The organism is Azospirillum sp. FG154 (assembly GCF_057809575.1).
Genome location: NZ_JBMDKF010000008.1, coordinates 38,345 through 56,831, shown reverse-complemented (window position 1 = coordinate 56,831; position 18,487 = coordinate 38,345). Strand labels below are relative to the sequence as shown.

The 18,487-nt window shown below is 65.6% G+C and carries 18 protein-coding genes and 1 riboswitch; of the genes, 16 read left to right on the top strand and 2 right to left on the bottom strand.

Annotated elements, in window-relative coordinates:
• The first annotated feature begins 1 nt into the window (after window position 1).
• From ACODS4_RS11555 to ACODS4_RS11495, 13 genes are all read left to right on the top strand, one after another.
• Window positions 2-931, top strand: coding sequence for an electron transfer flavoprotein subunit alpha/FixB family protein (locus ACODS4_RS11555; protein ID WP_488863713.1), 930 nt, complete (start codon window positions 2-4; stop codon window positions 929-931).
• A 182-nt stretch (window positions 932-1,113) separates the two neighbouring features.
• Window positions 1,114-1,998 (top strand): VOC family protein, encoded by an 885-nt coding sequence (locus tag ACODS4_RS11550; protein ID WP_488863711.1) that lies wholly within the window; start codon window positions 1,114-1,116, stop codon window positions 1,996-1,998.
• Between the two features lie 104 nt (window positions 1,999-2,102).
• Window positions 2,103-4,004 carry a PAS domain-containing sensor histidine kinase gene (locus tag ACODS4_RS11545; RefSeq protein WP_488863709.1) on the top strand — a complete coding sequence of 634 codons (1,902 nt, stop codon included), beginning with the start codon at window positions 2,103-2,105 and terminating at the stop codon, window positions 4,002-4,004.
• A gap of 48 nt (window positions 4,005-4,052) precedes the next feature.
• Window positions 4,053-5,621, top strand: a complete 1,569-nt coding sequence (gene murJ, locus ACODS4_RS11540; protein WP_488863707.1) for a murein biosynthesis integral membrane protein MurJ — start codon at window positions 4,053-4,055, stop codon at window positions 5,619-5,621.
• 49 nt (window positions 5,622-5,670) lie between these two features.
• Window positions 5,671-5,750, top strand: a riboswitch (SAM riboswitch).
• Window positions 5,751-5,830: 80 nt separating this feature from the next.
• Window positions 5,831-7,039: an O-succinylhomoserine sulfhydrylase gene (metZ, locus tag ACODS4_RS11535; RefSeq protein ID WP_488863705.1), complete on the top strand. Its 1,209-nt coding sequence runs from the start codon at window positions 5,831-5,833 to the stop codon at window positions 7,037-7,039.
• Window positions 7,040-7,112: 73 nt separating this feature from the next.
• Complete coding sequence (locus ACODS4_RS11530) at window positions 7,113-7,631, top strand: phasin family protein (RefSeq protein WP_488863703.1); 519 nt, start codon at window positions 7,113-7,115, stop codon at window positions 7,629-7,631.
• A 165-nt stretch (window positions 7,632-7,796) separates the two neighbouring features.
• Window positions 7,797-8,369: a hypothetical protein gene (locus ACODS4_RS11525; protein ID WP_488863701.1), complete on the top strand. Its 573-nt coding sequence runs from the start codon at window positions 7,797-7,799 to the stop codon at window positions 8,367-8,369.
• On the top strand, window positions 8,366-9,922 hold the full coding sequence (locus ACODS4_RS11520; protein WP_488863700.1) for a type II secretion system protein GspD: 1,557 nt from the start codon (window positions 8,366-8,368) through the stop codon (window positions 9,920-9,922). Before ACODS4_RS11525 ends, ACODS4_RS11520 begins: the two co-directional genes overlap by 4 nt.
• Before the next feature lie 31 nt (window positions 9,923-9,953).
• Window positions 9,954-11,132, top strand: a complete 1,179-nt coding sequence (locus ACODS4_RS11515; RefSeq protein WP_488863698.1) for a type II secretion system F family protein — start codon at window positions 9,954-9,956, stop codon at window positions 11,130-11,132.
• A gap of 46 nt (window positions 11,133-11,178) precedes the next feature.
• Window positions 11,179-11,544 (top strand): hypothetical protein, encoded by a 366-nt coding sequence (locus ACODS4_RS11510; RefSeq protein WP_488863696.1) that lies wholly within the window; start codon window positions 11,179-11,181, stop codon window positions 11,542-11,544.
• 198 nt (window positions 11,545-11,742) lie between these two features.
• Window positions 11,743-12,171 carry a hypothetical protein gene (locus ACODS4_RS11505; RefSeq protein WP_488863694.1) on the top strand — a complete coding sequence of 143 codons (429 nt, stop codon included), beginning with the start codon at window positions 11,743-11,745 and terminating at the stop codon, window positions 12,169-12,171.
• Window positions 12,172-12,250: 79 nt separating this feature from the next.
• Entirely contained in the window at window positions 12,251-12,922 is a 672-nt protein-coding gene (locus ACODS4_RS11500; RefSeq protein ID WP_488863692.1) for a hypothetical protein, read from the top strand.
• Between the two features lie 162 nt (window positions 12,923-13,084).
• The gene (locus tag ACODS4_RS11495) at window positions 13,085-14,152 is read left to right on the top strand and encodes a tetratricopeptide repeat protein (protein WP_488863690.1); all 1,068 of its coding nucleotides are present in this window, start codon (window positions 13,085-13,087) and stop codon (window positions 14,150-14,152) included.
• Window positions 14,153-14,192: 40 nt separating this feature from the next.
• On the opposite strand, the gene ACODS4_RS11490 is transcribed toward ACODS4_RS11495, so the two are convergent.
• Window positions 14,193-14,597, bottom strand: a complete 405-nt coding sequence (locus ACODS4_RS11490; protein ID WP_488863688.1) for a DUF6524 family protein — start codon at window positions 14,595-14,597, stop codon at window positions 14,193-14,195.
• 61 nt (window positions 14,598-14,658) lie between these two features.
• Window positions 14,659-15,063: a DUF6524 family protein gene (locus ACODS4_RS11485; protein ID WP_488863686.1), complete on the bottom strand. Its 405-nt coding sequence runs from the start codon at window positions 15,061-15,063 to the stop codon at window positions 14,659-14,661.
• Between the two features lie 189 nt (window positions 15,064-15,252).
• Here ACODS4_RS11485 and ACODS4_RS11480 point away from each other — a divergent pair, with 189 nt between their 5' ends.
• From ACODS4_RS11480 to ACODS4_RS11470, 3 genes are all read left to right on the top strand, one after another.
• Window positions 15,253-15,972, top strand: a complete 720-nt coding sequence (locus ACODS4_RS11480) for an MlaA family lipoprotein (RefSeq protein WP_488863684.1) — start codon at window positions 15,253-15,255, stop codon at window positions 15,970-15,972.
• 206 nt (window positions 15,973-16,178) lie between these two features.
• Window positions 16,179-17,894, top strand: a complete 1,716-nt coding sequence (locus ACODS4_RS11475) for an efflux RND transporter periplasmic adaptor subunit (RefSeq protein WP_488863682.1) — start codon at window positions 16,179-16,181, stop codon at window positions 17,892-17,894.
• Window positions 17,895-17,991: 97 nt separating this feature from the next.
• Window positions 17,992-18,483, top strand: coding sequence for a hypothetical protein (locus tag ACODS4_RS11470; RefSeq protein ID WP_488863681.1), 492 nt, complete (start codon window positions 17,992-17,994; stop codon window positions 18,481-18,483).
• Window positions 18,484-18,487 lie beyond the last annotated feature (4 nt).

The window sequence follows — 18,487 nt, the reverse complement described above, 5'->3', positions numbered from 1 at the left end:
CATGACGATCCTGATTCTGGCCGAACACGACAACGTCTCGCTGAAGTCGGCCACCCTGAACGCCGTCACCGCCGCCACGAAGATCGGCGGGGACATTCACCTCCTGGTCGCGGGCAAGGGCGCGCAGGGCGTCGCCGCCGCCGCCGCCTCGGTCGCCGGGGTCGCCAAGGTGCTGTTGGCCGACGACGCGGCCTATGAACACGCGCTGGCCGAGCCGGTGGCGGCGCTGTTGGTCCAGCTTGCGGGCGGTTACAGCCACATTTTGGCTCCGGCCACCTCGGTCGGCAAAAACGTGTTGCCGCGCGTCGCCGCTTTGCTGGACGTTGCCGCGATTTCCGACATCACCGGGGTGGTCTCAACGGACAGCTTTGAACGTCCGATCTACGCGGGCAACGCCATCGCCACCGTCCAATCGAAGGATTCGGTGAAAGTCGTCACCGTGCGCGGAACCGCGTTCGAGGCGGCGGCGACCAGCGGCGGCTCCGCCCCGGTCGAAACCGTCGCTTCGGCGGGCGATCCCGGCCTGTCCAGCTTCCTGTCGGCGGAATTGTCGAAGTCGGAGCGTCCAGAACTCACCGCCGCCCGCATCGTCATTTCCGGCGGTCGCGGCATGCAGTCGGGCGAGAATTTCCCACTGCTGGAGGGCGTCGCCGACAAGCTGGGCGCCGCCGTCGGGGCCAGCCGCGCCGCCGTGGACGCCGGTTTCGTGCCGAACGACTATCAGGTCGGCCAGACCGGCAAGATCGTCGCCCCCGATCTCTACATCGCCGTCGGCATTTCCGGCGCCATCCAGCATCTCGCCGGGATGAAGGACAGCAAAATCATCGTCGCCATCAACAAGGACGAAGAGGCGCCGATCTTTCAGGTCGCCGATTACGGTCTGGTGGCGGACCTGTTCAAAGCCCTGCCGGAACTCCAGCAGGCTCTGTGACCCGCCCCTCGCAGGTGGCGTGGTGAACTTTACGGGCCGGGGGCCGCCTGTCCGGGGCGCCCGGCCCGCTTTCTGTTTTGGCATGGTTTGTTGACGGGGGAACGGCTCGCCCCTCTTGCCCGCCGTCGATGGCTGTTCTATCGCTGCGTGGAGCATTTCAACCGGCAACCAGCAGGGCCGTCATGAGCACGCAGGACATCACCGGGGAACGCCTCGGACTGGATCATCTGGTTGTCGCCGTCCGCGATCTGGACGTCGCGAAGGACGCTTACGTCCGGCTTGGCTTCACCGTCACCCCGCGCGGTCGCCACACCGAACTGAAATCGGCCAACCACACGGTCATGTTCCAGGGCGGCGACTACATCGAGTTGCTGGGCATTGAGGAACAGCGCCCGATCAACGCCCATTACGCCGCCTTTCTGCGCCAGCGCGAGGGGGTGGCCGCCATCGCCCTGAAGACCGCCGACGCGCGCGCCGCCCGCGACCCGCTGACCGCCGCAGGCTTCACCGCCGCCGAGGCGCTGGATTTTGGCCGCCCGGTCGAACTGCCGGACGGAACGCGCGACGCGCGTTTCTCCATCACCCAAATCGACCCGGCGACCACGCCGGGGGGCCGCGTCTTCCTGTGCCAGCACCACACCCGCGATGTGGTGTGGCGGCCCGATTGCCTGGAGCACGCCAACGGCGCCACCGGGCTGGCCGCTTTTGTCATCGCGTCCGACGATCCCGCCGCGACCGCCGCCGTCTACGCCCGCCTCTTCGGCGGTTCGGTGACGGAGCGGGGGGCCGCGCGGTTGGTCGAGACCGGCGACACGCCGATTGTGGTGGCTGCGCCGGACCGGCTGCATTGGGCCTGGACCAGCGACCCGGCCTTCGCCACGCCGCGCCCGTTCTTCGCCGGGGCGGTGATCCGCGTCAGCGATCTGGACCGGACGCAGCGGGCCTTGCAGAAAAGCAAATTCCCGACGGTGGTCGGCAACGGCGTGCTGCGGGTGAACTCCTCCAGCGCCGGGGGGGCGATGTTGGCCTTCGCCCAGGATTTCGACCTGAATCGCTTGATCCCCTGACCTGGTTGTTTCACTTCGACATAGGCGGGCGGTCGGCGCTGGTTTAATCTTCAACAGGTTGGGGTGAGAATCGGTTGAGTGTGGCGGCGCGTGCGGAGACCCTGATGGCGGCGACGATGGAAGCGATGGAGACGGGCGTGGCGGCCTTGCCGCTGTTCGACGCCTTGCCGTTGCCCGCCCTGATGCGCGATTCCGCCGGAGCGTTGCGTGGCAACCGGGCCTATGTCGAAGCCTTCGGCGCGGCGGTGGATGACCGCCTGAGCGCCGGTCTGGCTGGGGCGGGGGCCGGGGCGTCCTTCGATCTCCGGCTGGTTGACCGCGCGGGCGTCGCGCGCGACGTGTCGGCGCGGGTTGGCGGGCCGCCCTGGATCGCCCTGCTTCAGGACATGACCGATCATCGCCGGGCCGAACGTGGTTTGGAGATCGTCACCGCCAAGCTGGAGGAGGCCTGCGAGACCGCCAAGCTTGGTTATTGGGAATACGGCATCCAGTCGGGCGACCTGACGCTGAACGACGCCGCCTTCGCCGTGTTCGGCCACAGCCGGGCGCGGTTTGAGCCAAGCTTTGACAATCTGCTTGGCATTCTGCATCCCGATGACCGGCTGTCGCTGGGCAACATGCTGGAAAGCGTCATCGGCAACCCGACCCGTCTTTACGTCGAATACCGGGTCCGGGACGAGGACGGCCACACCCGCTACGTCTCCTCTTCCTGCGCGCCGCGCTTGGACGGCGAGGGGCGGTTGACCCATGTCTTCGGCGTGATGATGGACACGACCGAACGGGCGCAGGCGGCGGCCCAACTCGAATCGGCCAAACAGCGGTTGGAGGACGCCTACCGCACCGGCCATCTCGGCTATTGGGAATATGGCATCCACAGCGGCGATTTGCTGTGGAACGACGAAGCGTTCGAGGTCTATGGCCAGGATCCGCGCGATTTCACCCCGACCTTCGACAATCTTCTGGGCATTCTGCACCCGGACGACCGGCTGTCCTTCGGCAACATGCTGGAAAGCGTCGTTGGCAATTCCAAGCGGGTCTATGTCGAATACCGGGCCATCGACCGGGCGGGGGACGTTCGTTACGTCTCGTCCTCTTGCGCGCCGCGCTTCGATCTCGACGGGCGGCTGACCCATGTGTTCGGGGTGATGCTCGACACCACCGAACGGGCGCAGGCCGCCGAAGCGCTGCGCGCCGCCAAGGAGCGGGTCGAACAGGCCTACGCCGATTTGCAGGCGGCGCAAAACAGTCTGGTGCAGACCGAAAAAATGGCCTCGCTCGGCCAGTTGGTCGCCGGGGTGGCGCATGAGGTGAACGGGCCGGTCGGCGTCGTGCTGACCACCGCCTCCCACCTGTTGAGCCGGACGGAGGATGTGAAGCGCCAGTTTGGCGCCAACGCGCTCACCCGCTCGGCCCTGTCGGGCTTTTTGGAGGTTGCGCAGGAGGCTGGTCAATTGCTGGTCGGCAACACCGAACGCATCGCCGCCCTGGTCCACATGTTCAAACAAGTCTCGGCGGACCAGACGGGCGACGAGCGGCGCGTCTTCTACCTGCGGGAATACACCGAAGACGTGCTGCTGAGCCTGCACACGCAGATTGGCTCGTCGGGTCATCGGGTGTCGTTGGTTTGCCCCGAAGCGTTGCAGATCGAAAGCTATCCGGGCGCCTTTGCCCGCGTGTTGACCCATCTGGTGCGCAACGCTCTGATCCACGCCTTTCGTCCCGAACAAAGCGGGCGCGTCACCATCGAGATTCAGGCGATTGGCGACGACTGGATCGAGGTGACGCACAGCGACGATGGGCAGGGGATTTTGGACAGCGTGCTGCCGAAGATCTTCGACCCCTTCTTCACCACGGCCCGGCACGAGAACTGCGTCGGTCTGGGGCTGCACATCGCCTACAATCTGGCGACGCAGACCTTGGGCGGGCAATTGACGGCGCGCAGCGCCCCCGGCGCCGGCGCGGTGTTCACCTTGCGGCTGCCCCGGACGCTTGGGGGGAATGGGTAGGACGCTGGGGGCTTTGCCTGCGCCCATCCACGGGCTATACCGCCGGGCATGAGCTTTTCCCGCGCCATCGCCACAGTGGGTGGTTTGACCCTGGTCAGCCGGTTGGCTGGCTTCGCCCGCGACATTCTGACCGCGTCGGTGCTGGGGGCGGGGCCGGTGGCCGACGCCTTTTTCATCGCGCTGAAGCTGCCGAATTTTTTCCGACGGCTGTTCGCCGAGGGGGCTTTCGGCGTCGCCTTCGTGCCGCTGTTCGCCGCCGAGCTTCAGCTCAAGGGGCGGGCGGCGGCGGTTCGCTTCGCCGAAGAGGCGTTGGCCGTGCTGCTGGCCGTCCTGCTGCCCTTCACCCTGGCGGCGCTGGCGGCGATGCCCTGGTTGATGCATGGGTTGGCTCCGGGGTTCAGCGACGAACCGGCCAAATTCGCCATGGCCGTGGATTTGGCGCGGCTGACCTTTCCCTATCTGACGCTCATCTCTCTGGTCGCCCTGTTGGGCGGGATTCTCAACGCGCTGGACCGTTTTGGCCCGTTCGCCGCCGCGCCCATCGCCTTCAACCTCACCTTGGTGGCGGCGCTGCTGGCCGCGCCGCGTCTGGGGTGGGAGCCGGGGCGGGCGATGGCGGCGGCGGTGACGCTGTCGGGCGTCGTGCAACTGCTGTGGCTGGCCTGGGCCTGCCGCAACGCCGGGATTGTCCTGCGGCTGCGGCGGCCCCGGATCACCGAAGGGATGCGGCGGCTGTTCCGGCTGGTCGGGCCGGGGGCGCTGGGGGCGGGGGTCATGCAGATCAACCTGTTCCTCAACATCGTTCTGGCGTCGCTGCTGCCGTCGGGATCGGTGTCGTTCCTCTATTACGCCGACCGTTTGAACCAGATGCCCTTGGGGGTGATCGGCATCGCCATCGGCACGGCGCTGTTGCCGGTGCTGGCCCGTCACGCGGCGGCGGGGGATGAGGAGAAGGTCCGTCATTATTTGAGCCGGGCGCTGGAGTTCAGCCTGCTGTTGGGGCTGCCCGCCGCCGTGGCGTTGGGCGTGTCGGGCGGGCCGATGGTGGCGGTTCTGTTTGAGCGGGGGGCCTTCGGCCCAACCGAAACCCACGCGACCGCCATGGCCTTGGCGGCTTACGCCGTCGGGGTTCCGGCCTATGTCATCGCCAAATCGCTGAACGCCGCCTTTTTCGCCCGGCAGGACACCGCCACCCCGGTGCGCGTCGCCGTCATCGTCACGGTCTCCACCGTCGCGCTGGCCTTGGCCTTGCTGCCGGTGTTGGGGCATGTCGGAATCGCGCTCGCCACCGGGTTGGCGGCGTGGCTGGACGTCGGCCTGCTGGTTGTCGCCCTGCGCAAGCGCAGGCTGTTGTCGCTCGACGCGCGGTTGACGCGGCGGGGGCCGCGCATCGCGGCGGCGGCGGTCGGCATGGGGGCGGCGCTGGAATTTGGCGGCGCGGCGTTGGCGCCGTGGCTGGCGCATCCGGCGACGGCGGTTCGTTTCGCCGCGCTGGGCGCGCTGGTGCTGGGCGGCATGGCGGCGTTCGGCGGCTTGGCCCATCTGTTGGGCGGCGCGCGGCTGGCCGATCTGACCGGCTTTCTGAAGCGTCCGCCAGCGGATGCGACGGAGTCGTGACAGGAATGCGGCGAGCGCTCTTGACGCTCCGCCGCGCCGGTCGTACAAGCGGATTCAACGTGGTGATTTGGGCGACCGGCTTGCGGGCCACGTAAAACAATCCGCTAAAAAGGTCCGAGCCGCGTCCGCGCCTCGACCCGATCGGTCGGGGCGTTTTTCGTTTGTGGCCGGCTTCGCCCCACCGGCAGCATCGAGGGGAGACGCGGCTTATGTCCCGCACCGATCATCGCACTCCGAACGTCACGGGCCTGCGGCCCCGGTCCAAGCTGGTCCATGGCGGCATCCGCCGCTCGTCCTTTGACGAGACGTGCGAGGCGCTGTACCAGACCTCCGGCTTCGTCTACGGCTCGGCGGAGGAGGCGGAGAACGCCTTCGCCAACGACGGGACGCGCCACGTCTATTCGCGCTTCCGCAACCCGACCAACGCGATGTTCGAGGATCGTCTGGCCGAGTATGAGGGCGCGGCCTGGGCCTACGCCACGGCCAGCGGCATGGCGGCGGTGCATGGCGCGTTGATGAGCGGCCTGCGGGCGGGCGACCGGGTGGTCGCGCCGCGCGCGCTGTTCATCTCCTGCTATTGGATCATCAAGGAACTCTGCCCGCGCTACGGCATCGCGGTCGAGTTCGTCGACGGCACCGACCTGACGGCTTGGGAAGAGGCGCTGTCCAAGCCGACCAAGGCGGTGTTCCTGGAAACCCCCTCCAATCCGGGGTTGGAGGTCGTCGATCTGCGCGCGGTGTGCGATCTGGCCCACAAGGCGGGCGCCGTCGTCGTCGTGGACAACGCCTTCGCCACGCCGGTCCTGCAACGCCCGTTCGAGTTCGGCGCCGACATCATCATCTATTCGGCGACCAAGCACATTGACGGGCAGGGCCGTTGCCTGGGCGGCGTCATCCTGGCCAAGGATGTGAAATACGCCACCGAGGTCATTCATCCCTTCCTGCGCAACATCGGCCCGACGCTGGCCCCCTTCAATTCCTGGCTGCTGCTGAAGGGCATGGAGACGCTGGAGCTGCGGGTGCACGCCCAATCGGCGGCGGCCTTCCAGGTCGCGCAATTCCTGGAAAGCCACGCGAAGGTGGAGCGGGTGCTCTACCCGCTGCTCGCCAGCCATCCCCAGCATGATCTGGCGCGCCAGCAGATGAGCGGCGGCGGCAACATGCTGTCGGTCTTCCTGAAGGGCGGCAAGACCGAGGCGTTCAACACGCTGAACGGCCTGCGCATGGTGATGATTTCCAACAATCTGGGCGATTCCAAGAGCCTCATCACCCACCCGGCGACCACCACCCATTCCAAGCTGACGGACGAGGAAAAGGTCGCGGCGAAGATCCAGCCCGGCCTGCTGCGCCTGTCGGTCGGGTTGGAGGATCCCCAGGACATCATCGAAGACCTGGACCGCGCGCTCGCCGAAGCGTAATGCTTGGCGTCGGAGTATCATGTTGCAGTGCAGCATGATACTCTGAGGAATGCACACAAGCGAGGCGAACCGAATGGCTGACAACATGAACGGCGACGGACATCCTGCGGAGCGTCTGAGCGCCGTGGCCGACACGTTCGCGAAGACCGGGATGCGCAGTGGCGAGATGGGGATTGCCGCCGCGCAGACCATTGGATACCGCACGGCGATGATGGCGGCGGCGATGGGGACGCCCACGGGCTTCGCCAACCCCGAATTCCTCCGCATGGGATCGGAAAAGGTTGAAGCGTCGGTCGAGGCCTTCCAGGCGGTCGCCCATGGCTTGGGCGAATTCGGCGCGGCCTGGATGACCATGCTGACCAAGCAGAGTCAGGCGGCGGCGTTGGTGTTCAGTGGTCTGGCCCGCTGCCAGTCGCCGGCGGATCTCGCGGAGATCCAACGCAAGGCCTTCGCCCAGGTGGTGGACGCCAGCGTCAACGCCAGCCTGCGCTTCGCCGAAGCGGCGGCCTCGATCACCGCCGCCAGCGTGAAGCCCGCCTACCGCAAAGTCCGCGCGAACGCCCGTCGTCTGGCGGCGGAGCAGGCGGCGTAAGACTCGGAAGGATTGCTCTGGCTCCCCCATGCCCTCGCCCGCTTTGGCGGAGGCGCGTTTGGGGGTGCAGGCGCTCCTGTCTCCACCGCGCTGGTTGCGCCGGAAACGCCGGACGGCGTATAGCTGATGGCGGGGTGGAACGGTCACGGGCATGGTCGGGCGGGGATGAACGCAACAGACAGGGCAAGGCTGTGGCGGGTGTCGCGCGCGCTGGCGGTCGCCGCCGCCGTGATGGGGCCGCAACCCGTTCTGGCGATTGAAGCCAACCCCTTTCTTCCGCCTGCCGAACGCGGCGACGACATGGAAGCGCGGCTGCAAAAGCGCATCGACCGCGCCGTGGCCGCCGCCGAAGAGCGGTTGGTCAAGACCGTGGTGGACGCGCTGAGCGGGCGCGACATCTCCGGCGCGCCGAAACCGTTGCAAGACGCTGTGGCCCGCCGCCCGCCGCCGCCGCCGCCCGTCAGTTCCCCAACCTCGACCAACACCAGCCTGCCGCCCGGTTTGCCGGGACTTCCGGCCTTGCCAAGCTTCATGGGCGCTCCCTCCGCCGCTCCGCCGTCCGGGGGGGCGCCCGTCGGGCTGGCGTCGTCCGAAGCGGGGCCGGTGCCGTCGGGCGCGGTGTTCATCGGCTGTCTGGACGGGCAGGCCTTCTTTCAGGACCGTGCCGGGTCGCCTTTTCTGGTTGATCCGCGCGCCTTTCCCCCGTCGTCGGGCGGGGCCGGAGCTTGCGGACGATGATGCGCCTTTCCCCTCGCGGCCTTTCCCGGTGGACCGGCGCGGCTCTGGCGGCGTGTTCTCTGGCCGCCTGCACGACGCTGCCGTCGGTTGGCTCTCTGCCGCCGCGCACCGAGATCTTGCGCGCCCAGACCGAGCGTTTGGAAAGCGACGGCGCGCCCGCCGTGTCGGTGGTGCCGGTCAACCGGGGCATGCTGGTGGTCCATTCGGTGCGCGAACGGCTGCCCGCCGTCATGGCGCAGCGGATGATTTCGGTCAGCTACCCGGCGGGGGAAAACACGCTGGATCGGTTGGTGTCGATGCTCAGCTACAGCGGCGTCCGCGTCGCCACCCGGTTCGAGCAGGCGAGCGACGCCGACATGCTGCGCCGGGCGCTGCCCTTTCGCGCCTTCTCCGGGACGGTGGCGGAACTGACCAGCGTGTTGCAGGGCGGCATGGGCATCGTGTCCTGGTGGCAGGACGGCACGCTGTTTCTGACCGACCGCGACCGCTACGCCTTCACCGTGCCGCAGATTCCCGACGTCATCCGCTCGATCACCGACGATTTGAAAAGCATGGGGGTGTCGGACCTGACGCCGTCGCTGCGCGGCGGGCAGATCCTGTTTTCCGCTCCGCCCAGCCTCTACGCCGAGGTGGTTCGCCCCTACATCGACCGCATCCACCGCAACATGGCGATGGTCAAGGTGCAGATGGCCGTGGTGTCGCTGACGCTGAACGACAGTTCGGCCACCGGGTTCGACTGGAGCAAGTTGGCGCTGGGCTTCAACAGCAGCTCATCGACCGACGGGACGACGACCTCCACCACCAGCACGTCCAGCACCAGCACGACGACCAGCGGCAGCACATCCACCGTCACGGCGGGCGGGCCGTTGTCCTGGGCGACGTCGCCGACGGGAAAGCTGCTGGGGGTGAGCGGGGCGTTCACCGTGGCGGGCGCCATTGATTATCTGTCGAAATTTGGCACCGCCGACACCAAACAGAATGTCGAGGTCCACACACTGTCGGGCGCGCAGGTGACGCTGCGCAGCGGCCAGGAGATCCCCTATGTCAGCGGCGTCGGCGTCAACACGCTGGGCGGAAGCACCAGCGGCAGCAGCTCGGGCGCCCTGTTGGGGTCGGCGCAGACCACCACGGTCAAGACCGGCCTGACCATCAAGCTGACGCCCTTCTACGACGCCGACACACGCATCGTCACGGCGGACCTGAACATTCTGGTCAACAGCCTGGTGCGGTTCGTCCAATTGTCGGCGGGCAATCAGGTTGGCACCATCACCCAGCCGCAGACCCAAGAACAGGCGTTGAACGACATCGTGCGCGTGCTGGCCGGAAATACGGTGGTGCTGGGCGGGCTTCAGGTGGACAACGCCAGCTACGACAACGCCGACCCGGTGGCGACCCGGCCCGAGGAGGAGACTTCGGCCAGCGGCGCGCCGGGCGGGGCCGCGCCGGGCGGGGCCACGTCGGTGATCGGCCACCGGGCGCAGACGATCACGAAAGAGGCGCTGTTCGTCGTCGTCCGTCCAACCGTCACCGTCTTTGTCGAGCAGGGCGGTTGACTCTGCGGAAAACGAGTGGGAGAGGCTCCGCGTGCCGCGCTTTGAGGTTCGCCTGATCGCCGCCGGAAAGGCGCGCACGTTGCTGGTGGACGCCAGCGACGCCGACACGGCGCGGGCGCAGGTCAGCGGGCGCGGGCGGGTTCTGGCGGTGCGCCGCCGCCCGGCCTGGAGCCTGGGGCGGACGTTGAGCCACAACGAACGGCACATCCTGTTCATCCGGCTGGCCTCGATGCTGGATTCCCGCGTCGGTTTGGCCGAGGGGCTGCGCCGTCTGGCCGCCTCCTTCGACGGGCGCATCCGGCGGGTGGCGGAGCGGATGGCCGACGCGGTGGAGATCGGCGACGATCTGCCGACGGCGATGGAACGGCAACCCGCCGATTTCCCCCTGACCGTGATCGCCCTGGTGCGGGCGGGCGGCCATGGCGTCGGCACGTCGGAGGCGCTGCGCAACGCCGCCGGGTTCGAGGCCGATTTGCTGAAGCCGACGCGCGAATTCCGCAGCGGGTTGTGGGTGGCGGTGGCCCACGCCCTGCTGGGGGCCGTGACGATGATTCTGACCACCCATGTCCTGACCCCCTGGCTGCTGGGCACCGACCTGTTCCGCGACGCCCGCACGAAGGTGGATGTCGAATGGATCGTGCTGTCCTCCAACCTCAGCACGCTGGTGGTTCTGCTGTTCCTTGGCGGACTGGCCAGCGTGGCCTTTTTGAACGTCGTCGGGCGGCGGATCGCCCCGACGGCGGTGGACCGGCTGTTTCGGATGCTGCCGGTGTATCGTCACATCGCGATGGGGCTGGAGCAGTATGTCACCTTTCACAAGCTGGCTCTGCTGATCGGCTCAGGGGTGAGCATGGACAAGGCGTTGACGTTGACCGCCGATTCGGCGGGAAGCGGCGCCTTGGGCGGCGAATTGCGGCAGGCGGCGCGGGCGGTCGTCGTCGGACGGCCCTGGACCGACGCCCTGCGCTCGATCCATCCCACCGATCGGGCGTCCCTGGCGGCGGCCGACAGCCGGGCCGAGGTGGCGCGCACGCTGCAAGCGCTGGCGCTTCAGCACCGCGACCTGTACCTGTTGAACGTCGGGCGCGCCCAACCGGCGATGCGCGGCGTCGGCATTGTGTTTCTGGGCCTGTCCGGCATGGTGCTGTTCGGGTTGACCATCTTGCCGATGTTGCAAATGGCCGACCAGTTGGCCCGGCAGGCGCTGTGACCGGCGTTGCGACGATGCTCTGATTCAGGTTTGACGCCCCCATCCCATGTTCGACGCCAAAACCGCCCGCTTCCTGACCATCCTGTTGACCGTGCTTGGCGCGGTGTTCGCGGGCATGGGCGTTGGCCTCTATGTCCGCGCCGCCCGTCTGGCCGAGTCGGGGGAAGAGGAGCGGCAACGCGCCGAACTGACCTGCGTCGAGCGGCTGCGTGGGCTGGGGCAGGTGGCCCGCAGCGACGCCGGGCTGCGGTTGATTGTTCCGACCATAGACGATCCGCGTGGCCGATTGGGCGACGCCTCATCCTTGTTGGGCGCCTGTCCAGGGTGGTCGATGGCGTATTTTTGCATGGGCGAGCGATGCGCCGCCGACGGAGGCGTCGCCATGGTTGTGGACTTGACCCGTCCGAAGTGACCTCTGTGGATTGTTGCGAATTATGACATCGATTTTAATAAGTTCCGGCCTTCTCCCAACTTGACACGGCAATGTGTGCCGACCCTAAATGATCCGCATCGGGGCTGACGCAGGCGATGAGACGCCTGAACCGAAGGTCTGGTTTCCAGGCCGTCTTGTCCCGTTCTGAATCACGTTCCGTTTCGATAAGGAAGCTCCATGTCCGCCAACGACGACGCTCGCAAGCGTTTTGCCGATCTTGTGAAGCTCAACGGCCTGACCAGCGCCTTCATCAGCCGGGAGACGGAGCGTCGGATCCTTGAAGAGGGCGTGACCCGGTTCGATCTGTCGTTGGACGAAGCGCGCGGTCTGTTGCGCACGGTGGCGGCGGACGAGGATTTCGTGTTTGAGAGTGAAACGAACCACCGCATCCGTCAGGTTTTGGAGCGTCACGCCGGCAAGAAGGGCAAGATCAGCAAGGATCAATTCCTGCAAACCTCCGCCATTTTGCGCGACTTTTCCAACGACTCCATTGGCGAGCATGAGGCCAAGAGGCAGATCAAGGCGATCATGATCGACAATGGTTGGGAACCCCGCCGCGCCGGTCTTCTGCGCTCCAAGCGTTGGTACAAGAACGTCGAGGTTTGAGGACGCCGCCGCCCCGTCGGACGGGGCGGCCTTTCGGCCTTGATGTCGCAATGCCCAGGAAACACGGGGGCCGGGGCGCATGGACATCCTGAATTTTTTGCACTCTGGTTTTTTGATCGCGCTGGAGATCCCGCTCCTGCTGGCGCTGCCCTTCGCTCTTTGGTACCGGGTGAGCGACGCGGCGCATCTGCATCACCCCTATGGCTCCTGGCGCCCGGCGCTGTCCACCTACAGCGGTTTGGCCCTTGGGGCGTGCATGGTCGTCGCCTCTTGGGAACCAGGAAGCTTCACCTTTGACGCCATCTTCAACGCGGGCGGCCCCTGGGATCTGTCTTTGAGCGAATTCGCCATGCTGCTGATGCAGCGGTTGGGCGACGCGCCGCATGATCTGGTCGCGGTTCTGTTGAACGACGATCCCCATTTGAATTACGGCGTCGTCGTCATGGTGGTCGCCACGTTGTTTGCCGTCGATGTCGGCGTGACGCTGGCGTCGGGCGTGCGCGGGCCGATGCTGCTGTCGTTTCTGCTGGATGTTTTGATGGCGCTGCTGGCCGCCGGTTTGCTGATCCATGTGGTCCTTTCGGCGCTATGGTTGCTGAATCGTTTGAATTTCTGGTCCATCGCGGTTGCTCTGCTGTTGTTGCAAGAGTACCGCTACCATGTGCTTGGGTTGTTCCGCCGCCGTCCGAAGCCGGTTCGTGTGGCGGGAAACATCCAGCACGGGATCAACACGAGCGTCAAAAGCTCGTGATCGGGCGGTTGGTCCCGCTGGGGGCGTTTTCAGGCGTATCGACAGTCGGTTGGTAAAACAGTATTGTTTTTTCAATAGGATGCGGGGGTTGAGCGATCGCGCGACGGACCGGTTCGCGCCCCGCCCGCCCGTGCGAATGGCTGACGGGTTGGGGGAACAGAGATGGATTTTGGGATTTTGACGCTGCCGGCGCTCGCCATTTCGGCGTTGCTTGGCTACTCGGTTTTTTTTGATTCAAGCTCTGTGCTGTTCCGTGACGTCACTGTTCCCGATGTTGTGGCGGAAGACGGCTTTACCCCACATGTGATGGCCTCGCGTCTGGCCACCGAGGTGCGGGCGATCAACCGCGCCGCGCGCACCGTCAAAGAACAACAGAGGGTTGGGCTGACCGACGATGAGACGGCGGTCAAGGTCGTGGCCGACCAGTTTGAGTTCCTCAAGCCGATCAAGGCGACGCAGGAGGTCATAGGCCTCGTCACCTTCGTTTTCAGCGGCGAGATGGTGAAGCTGGAAAAGGATTATGAACTCACCATACGCGGCGAGGATCGCAAGCGCGCCCGCACAACCAGCTCGACGGCGCGCGGCGCCCGTCCCGACGAACTGGTCCGCCCGGTGGCGATTGACTTGGTTCGTTTCATCGATCCCTACATCGTGGCGTCCTATTATTACGAAACGACGCATGATTCCGGCAGCAAGGACTACAGCAACACGCTGCGTGAATTGCGCAATTGCATGATCGTCATGCCCAAGGACGAACGTTATTGGGCGGTCAATCTGCAAGGTCTGGTGTTCCTGCAACAGGGCAAGCCCGACGACGCGATCATGAAATTCAACGAGGCGCGGACGATGCGCCCGGATTTTGTTCTGCCGGTTTACAACACCGGCGTCGCGCTGGCCGCGAAGGGCAAGCATGAGGACGCCATCGCCAAATACAAAGAGGTGCTGACCATCGACGCGGAAAAACGCTCGCGCTACCCGCACGCCTACACCCAGTGGGGGGTGTCGCTGGCCGCCACCGGTCGCCCGGAAGAGGCGTTGACGATGTTCCAGCGGGCTGAACAGGCCGACTCCAATTACGCCGATCTCTACAACGCCTGGGGCAAGTTCTTGCGCGATCAGAACAAGATCGTTGAGGCGCGCGAGATGTTCCAGAAGGCGATCGACCGCGCCCCGGAACGCGCCGAATTCCGCGAAAACCTGAAAGCGGCGTTGGCCGCTCCGGCGCGCTGATCGTCCCTTCCCGTTCCTCCCACGCGTGAGCGAAAGCCCGTCACGGCGGCGGGCTGAGCACCTGAGACTGGCCCGTCAGGCGTCGTTTGACATGCGCCCAGCAGATGCCAAAGCTCAGCAGAGTTGAGGCGAGAATCAACAGAAAATAGCTGGACCAAAAGGGCACGGTGGCGTCGAGCAAGCCGACGTGCCGCAAGGCGAAATAGGCGGTGATCGCCAGGGTGGCCATCATCATGGCGTATCGCACCCGCAGAGCCAGCCACGTCACCCGCAGATAGACGATGTAGGCGCCGACCAGAATCGCCCCGGCAAAAAATTTTGCCGAGGTGTAGGATCCATCGTTGGTGAACAGCCAGTCCAGATAGGAATAGCCAAGCGGATTCCAGGTGGCGAACACCAAAAAAAAACAACTCAGGATTCGCGAAAACAGACCGGGAAACTTCATGCCGACGTGGCTCCCTCGCAGGCGCGGCCTTCACGCGGAGGGGAGAAGGATACGCGGCGGATCATCGCGCGATGTTCTCCGAATCCATCTGGCCGCTTAGTCGATAACGGATGTGCGACCAGCAAAATCCGGTGCCGAGAAGAACGGTCAGGGCGATTTGAATGGTCAGCGTCAGTTGGGTGCGGTCGTGCAGATCGACCAAGCCAAGATCGGACGCCAACCAGATCCCGGTCAGATTGATCGTCGTCAGCATGAGCGTGCCAACCAGACGCATCGACCGCCACATCGCGTTGAGCTGAAGATACAAAACCACGATCAGCGTCAGTCCGGCAAACAGCTTGACCGCCCAGTCGCCAGTCTCAAGTTGCAGCCAGTGATAATAAGAATAGCCGGAAGGATTGAAGCTGCCGAAGATGACCAGCATCGCAATCAAAAGGCGAATGGAATATCCGAGGATCGACAGCATGGCCGGGATTCAAGCGCTGTGGTGATGGTTCCGTGGTGCATGATACGCCTGCGGCGGTCCGTGCGTCCAATGAAGCCTGTGCGTTAGGGGCGCGACCCGCTTTCGTCGATGGTGGCTTCCCGCTACAGTGAGGCGGCCCGCCAAAGTTTTGGTGTGACCGATTTCGGATTGAACAGGGGAAGCACAGTTATGAAGAGCATCCGCGTGTTGACGCTCTCGCTTTCGCTGCTGGCGTCTCTGACTGTCGGGCGTTCGGCCCAGGCGCTTGATCTGACGGCGTTTGACCCGTGGGAATCCTACAATCGGGCGATGTTCGCCTTCAACAACAGCGTCAATTCCAGCGCGCTGGAACCCCTGCGCCAAGCCTATGGAAGCCGTTTGTCGAACAGCACGCGGGCCGGAATATCCAATGTGTTCGCCAATCTGCGCGAACCCTGGACCGCCGTCAGCAGCAGCCTGCGCGCCGATTTTCCCAACGCGGGCGCGTCGCTTGGGCGCTTTCTCATCAACACCACGGCGGGCGTTGGCGGCTGGTACGACGTGGCCGCCACGCGCTACGCCCTGAAGAGCCAACAGGACGACTTGGGCCTTGTCTTGTGCCAATGGGGGGTTGGGGCTGGCCCCTACATGGTTCTGCCATTTTTGGGGCCGACCAACGGGCGGGATCTGTTGGGGCGCACGGCGACGATGATTGGGACCTACTCCGCTCTGGGGTTGCAAGGGTATATGACCTACCGGACGAGCGACGGCATGGTTCGCTACCTGGAAGACGGCTTCATCGAAAATTTCGTCCGCGAACCTCAACTCGACGCCTATGCTCTGGAGCGCGGCTTGTACACCCGGATTCGCGACGCCCAATGCGCGGGCGCTTCAATCGCGGGCGCCCCCTATGGTGGCGACCAGCAGTAATTCCTCTCGCGGCCTCGGTTGATGTCTCACGTCTGTAACCAATTGCAACATCAGGATTTCAGGGCTTTCATGCAGCGACAATAACCTTTCTTGCGCTGCGAAATTAAGGCATGCTGAGGGGCAGAAGAGGTCAAGACTTCAAAACAGAAAATGCAATTCACAATTGCGGCGCCGATGTGGTGGACGTCAGGGGGAGGTTCCGCGTGATGCGGCTTAATCGTGCGGTCTTGTTCAGCGGCGTTGCTTTGACGGCTCTGACGTTTGGCCAGGCGGCGGGCGCGTCCTGGTGGTCGCGCTCGGCTGTGGACGACGCCGACCTCACCGTCATGTCCGGCGGGCGCACGGTGCCGCCGCCGCCGCCGCCGAGCATGATGGACACGGCCCAAAAGGCTGCGGCCAGCGTCGTCGATGGCGGCGTGGGGATCGCGACGTCGGGCGCGTCGGCGTTGATGAGCGTGGGCGGCATGGTGGCGACGCCGTTCAAGGCGGTTGGCGCGTCGATGCAATCGGCCAGCCAGATGGTCGGGCAGTTCGCCTGGGAAGTCGCCTATGTGTTTGGCGCCAATGGCACCCCGGTCAACAGCTTCCGCACCGGCGAACCGGAACTGACCGGCCTGGGCGATCAGGTGGGAGAGCCGCCGCGTTCTCAAGATCCCGCCCCCGTTCCGACGCCTCCGCCGCCGCAACCCGCGCCGATCGCCGCGCCGGTGGAGGCCGCGCCTGTTTCAGCGCCTGCTCCTGTTTCAGCGCCTGTCGCGGCGGAGGCGCCCCCGCCGGTTCCGTCAACGGCCTCTCAGCCTGCGGCGGAGGCCGCCGCCCCTGCGGTCCCGCCAAAACCGGCGCCGATGGTCGCGGGGGCGACGACGGCCAGCGAGCCGCTTGACCCCAAGCTGTTCAGCGATTTCGTGTTTGACAAGGCGCGCCGCCGCTCTGACGGCTCGTTCTTTGTGCCCAAGCCGTTGCAGCGCCTGTTCGACATGCGCACGCAGAAGGTTGAGACGGCCAAGACCGCGTTGTCGGTGCAGCTTCCGGGCCGGATCATTCCCGATCCCAACGCCCATGGCGATGTCGAGACCAGCCTGATTGGCCGGATCGAACCGCCCAAAACCGGACTGCCGGTGCTGGGCGACACGGTCAAGCAGGGGCAAATTCTTGGCTATGTCACGCCGTCGGTCGGCGTGGTTGACCGCACCCAGGTCCGGCGCGAGGTGGCGCGTCTGACCAACGAGATCCGCATCACGGCGGAGAGCCTGGAATTGATGAAGCAATTCTGGTTCGTTCCGTTCCGCGACGGCAAGATCATCCAATCCGAAATGCGGTTGGAAGGTTTGCGGCGCGAGCGGTCGTCTCTGTTGCCGATGCTTCAGACGCAAGAGGTGCTGCGCGCGTCCACCGACGGCGTGATCTCGGTGTCCAACGCGATCAACGGTCGGATCGTGCATCCGGGCGAGAAAATCTTCGAGATCGTCAACCCCAACCGCCTGTGGGTCGAGGCCATCGCCGCCGACCCCGACGTGGCCAAAACCGCCGCCGCCGTTGACGCCGCCGTCGCGATGACGCCGGAAGGACAGGCGCTCGACATCGGGTTCGTCGGCAGCGGGTTGGCCTTGCAACAGCAGGCGGTGCCGTTGATGTTCCGCATCGACCACCCCATTCCCGGCTTGCGGGTTGGCCGTCCGGTGACGGTGGCCATTCGCAGCAAGCAAACCTCGCGCAGCGGCATCGCGGTGCCGCGCGATTCGGTCGTCACCGGCTCCAGCGGGTTGGAGCAGGTGTGGGAGCATGTGGCGCCGGAGGTGTTCGTGCCGCGCACGGTCAAGACCGAACCGATCGATGGCCGCAGCGTGCTCATCACCGCCGGGCTGACGCCGGGCGCGCAGATCGTCACGCAGGGGACGCGGCTTTTGATTCAGTTGCAGTAACGCCCAAAAACGAGGGAGGACGAACGCCATGGGATTCATCCGTACCGTTTCAGGCAGCGCCTTCTCTGCGCCGCGCGCGCTTGGGCTGGCTGTCGTGATGACGTCGTTGCTTGCGGGCGCGGGGGCGACCAACGCCTTCGCCGCTTCCGACGAGGAGCGTGAATCGCCCCGTGTGGCGGCGTCGGTCGGCCCCGTTGGCGTTGTGGTGATCGCCGCGAACAACAACATTTACGCCTTTCTCGACCGGCTGAGCGACAACGCTCCGGTGTTGGGCGGCAGCGTTCGGATCAAGACGCCGAAAACCGAACTGGTTTTGAAAGAAACCGCGCCGGGCGTCTACCGGGCCGGGCCGTTCGAGCCGCTGGTCGGCCACACCGCGCTGACCGTGTCGGTCAACAGCGCGCTTGGCGACGGTCAGATGGTCGCGGATCTGGTGGTGGCGCCAAGCGCGCCGCCGCAAACGGTCGAAGGGCGCTTGCGGCCCTTGTGGTACAGCTTCGGTCTCGTCGCTTTCGTTGGGTTGAGCTTTTTGGCGTGGCGCAGCCGCCGTCGTCATTTGCCGCCTTTGGCTGGCGCCGGAACCGCCTGACGGG

Coding starts and splice junctions, on each gene's coding strand:
- ACODS4_RS11555 (WP_488863713.1), top strand. CDS start 2: ATGACGATCCTGATTCTGGCCGAACACGACAACGTCTCGCTGAAGTCG.
- ACODS4_RS11550 (WP_488863711.1), top strand. CDS start 1,114: ATGAGCACGCAGGACATCACCGGGGAACGCCTCGGACTGGATCATCTG.
- ACODS4_RS11545 (WP_488863709.1), top strand. CDS start 2,103: ATGGCGGCGACGATGGAAGCGATGGAGACGGGCGTGGCGGCCTTGCCG.
- murJ (WP_488863707.1), top strand. CDS start 4,053: ATGAGCTTTTCCCGCGCCATCGCCACAGTGGGTGGTTTGACCCTGGTC.
- metZ (WP_488863705.1), top strand. CDS start 5,831: ATGTCCCGCACCGATCATCGCACTCCGAACGTCACGGGCCTGCGGCCC.
- ACODS4_RS11530 (WP_488863703.1), top strand. CDS start 7,113: ATGGCTGACAACATGAACGGCGACGGACATCCTGCGGAGCGTCTGAGC.
- ACODS4_RS11525 (WP_488863701.1), top strand. CDS start 7,797: ATGAACGCAACAGACAGGGCAAGGCTGTGGCGGGTGTCGCGCGCGCTG.
- ACODS4_RS11520 (WP_488863700.1), top strand. CDS start 8,366: ATGATGCGCCTTTCCCCTCGCGGCCTTTCCCGGTGGACCGGCGCGGCT.
- ACODS4_RS11510 (WP_488863696.1), top strand. CDS start 11,179: ATGTTCGACGCCAAAACCGCCCGCTTCCTGACCATCCTGTTGACCGTG.
- ACODS4_RS11505 (WP_488863694.1), top strand. CDS start 11,743: ATGTCCGCCAACGACGACGCTCGCAAGCGTTTTGCCGATCTTGTGAAG.
- ACODS4_RS11500 (WP_488863692.1), top strand. CDS start 12,251: ATGGACATCCTGAATTTTTTGCACTCTGGTTTTTTGATCGCGCTGGAG.
- ACODS4_RS11495 (WP_488863690.1), top strand. CDS start 13,085: ATGGATTTTGGGATTTTGACGCTGCCGGCGCTCGCCATTTCGGCGTTG.
- ACODS4_RS11490 (WP_488863688.1), bottom strand. CDS start 14,597: ATGAAGTTTCCCGGTCTGTTTTCGCGAATCCTGAGTTGTTTTTTTTTG.
- ACODS4_RS11485 (WP_488863686.1), bottom strand. CDS start 15,063: ATGCTGTCGATCCTCGGATATTCCATTCGCCTTTTGATTGCGATGCTG.
- ACODS4_RS11480 (WP_488863684.1), top strand. CDS start 15,253: ATGAAGAGCATCCGCGTGTTGACGCTCTCGCTTTCGCTGCTGGCGTCT.
- ACODS4_RS11475 (WP_488863682.1), top strand. CDS start 16,179: ATGCGGCTTAATCGTGCGGTCTTGTTCAGCGGCGTTGCTTTGACGGCT.
- ACODS4_RS11470 (WP_488863681.1), top strand. CDS start 17,992: ATGACGTCGTTGCTTGCGGGCGCGGGGGCGACCAACGCCTTCGCCGCT.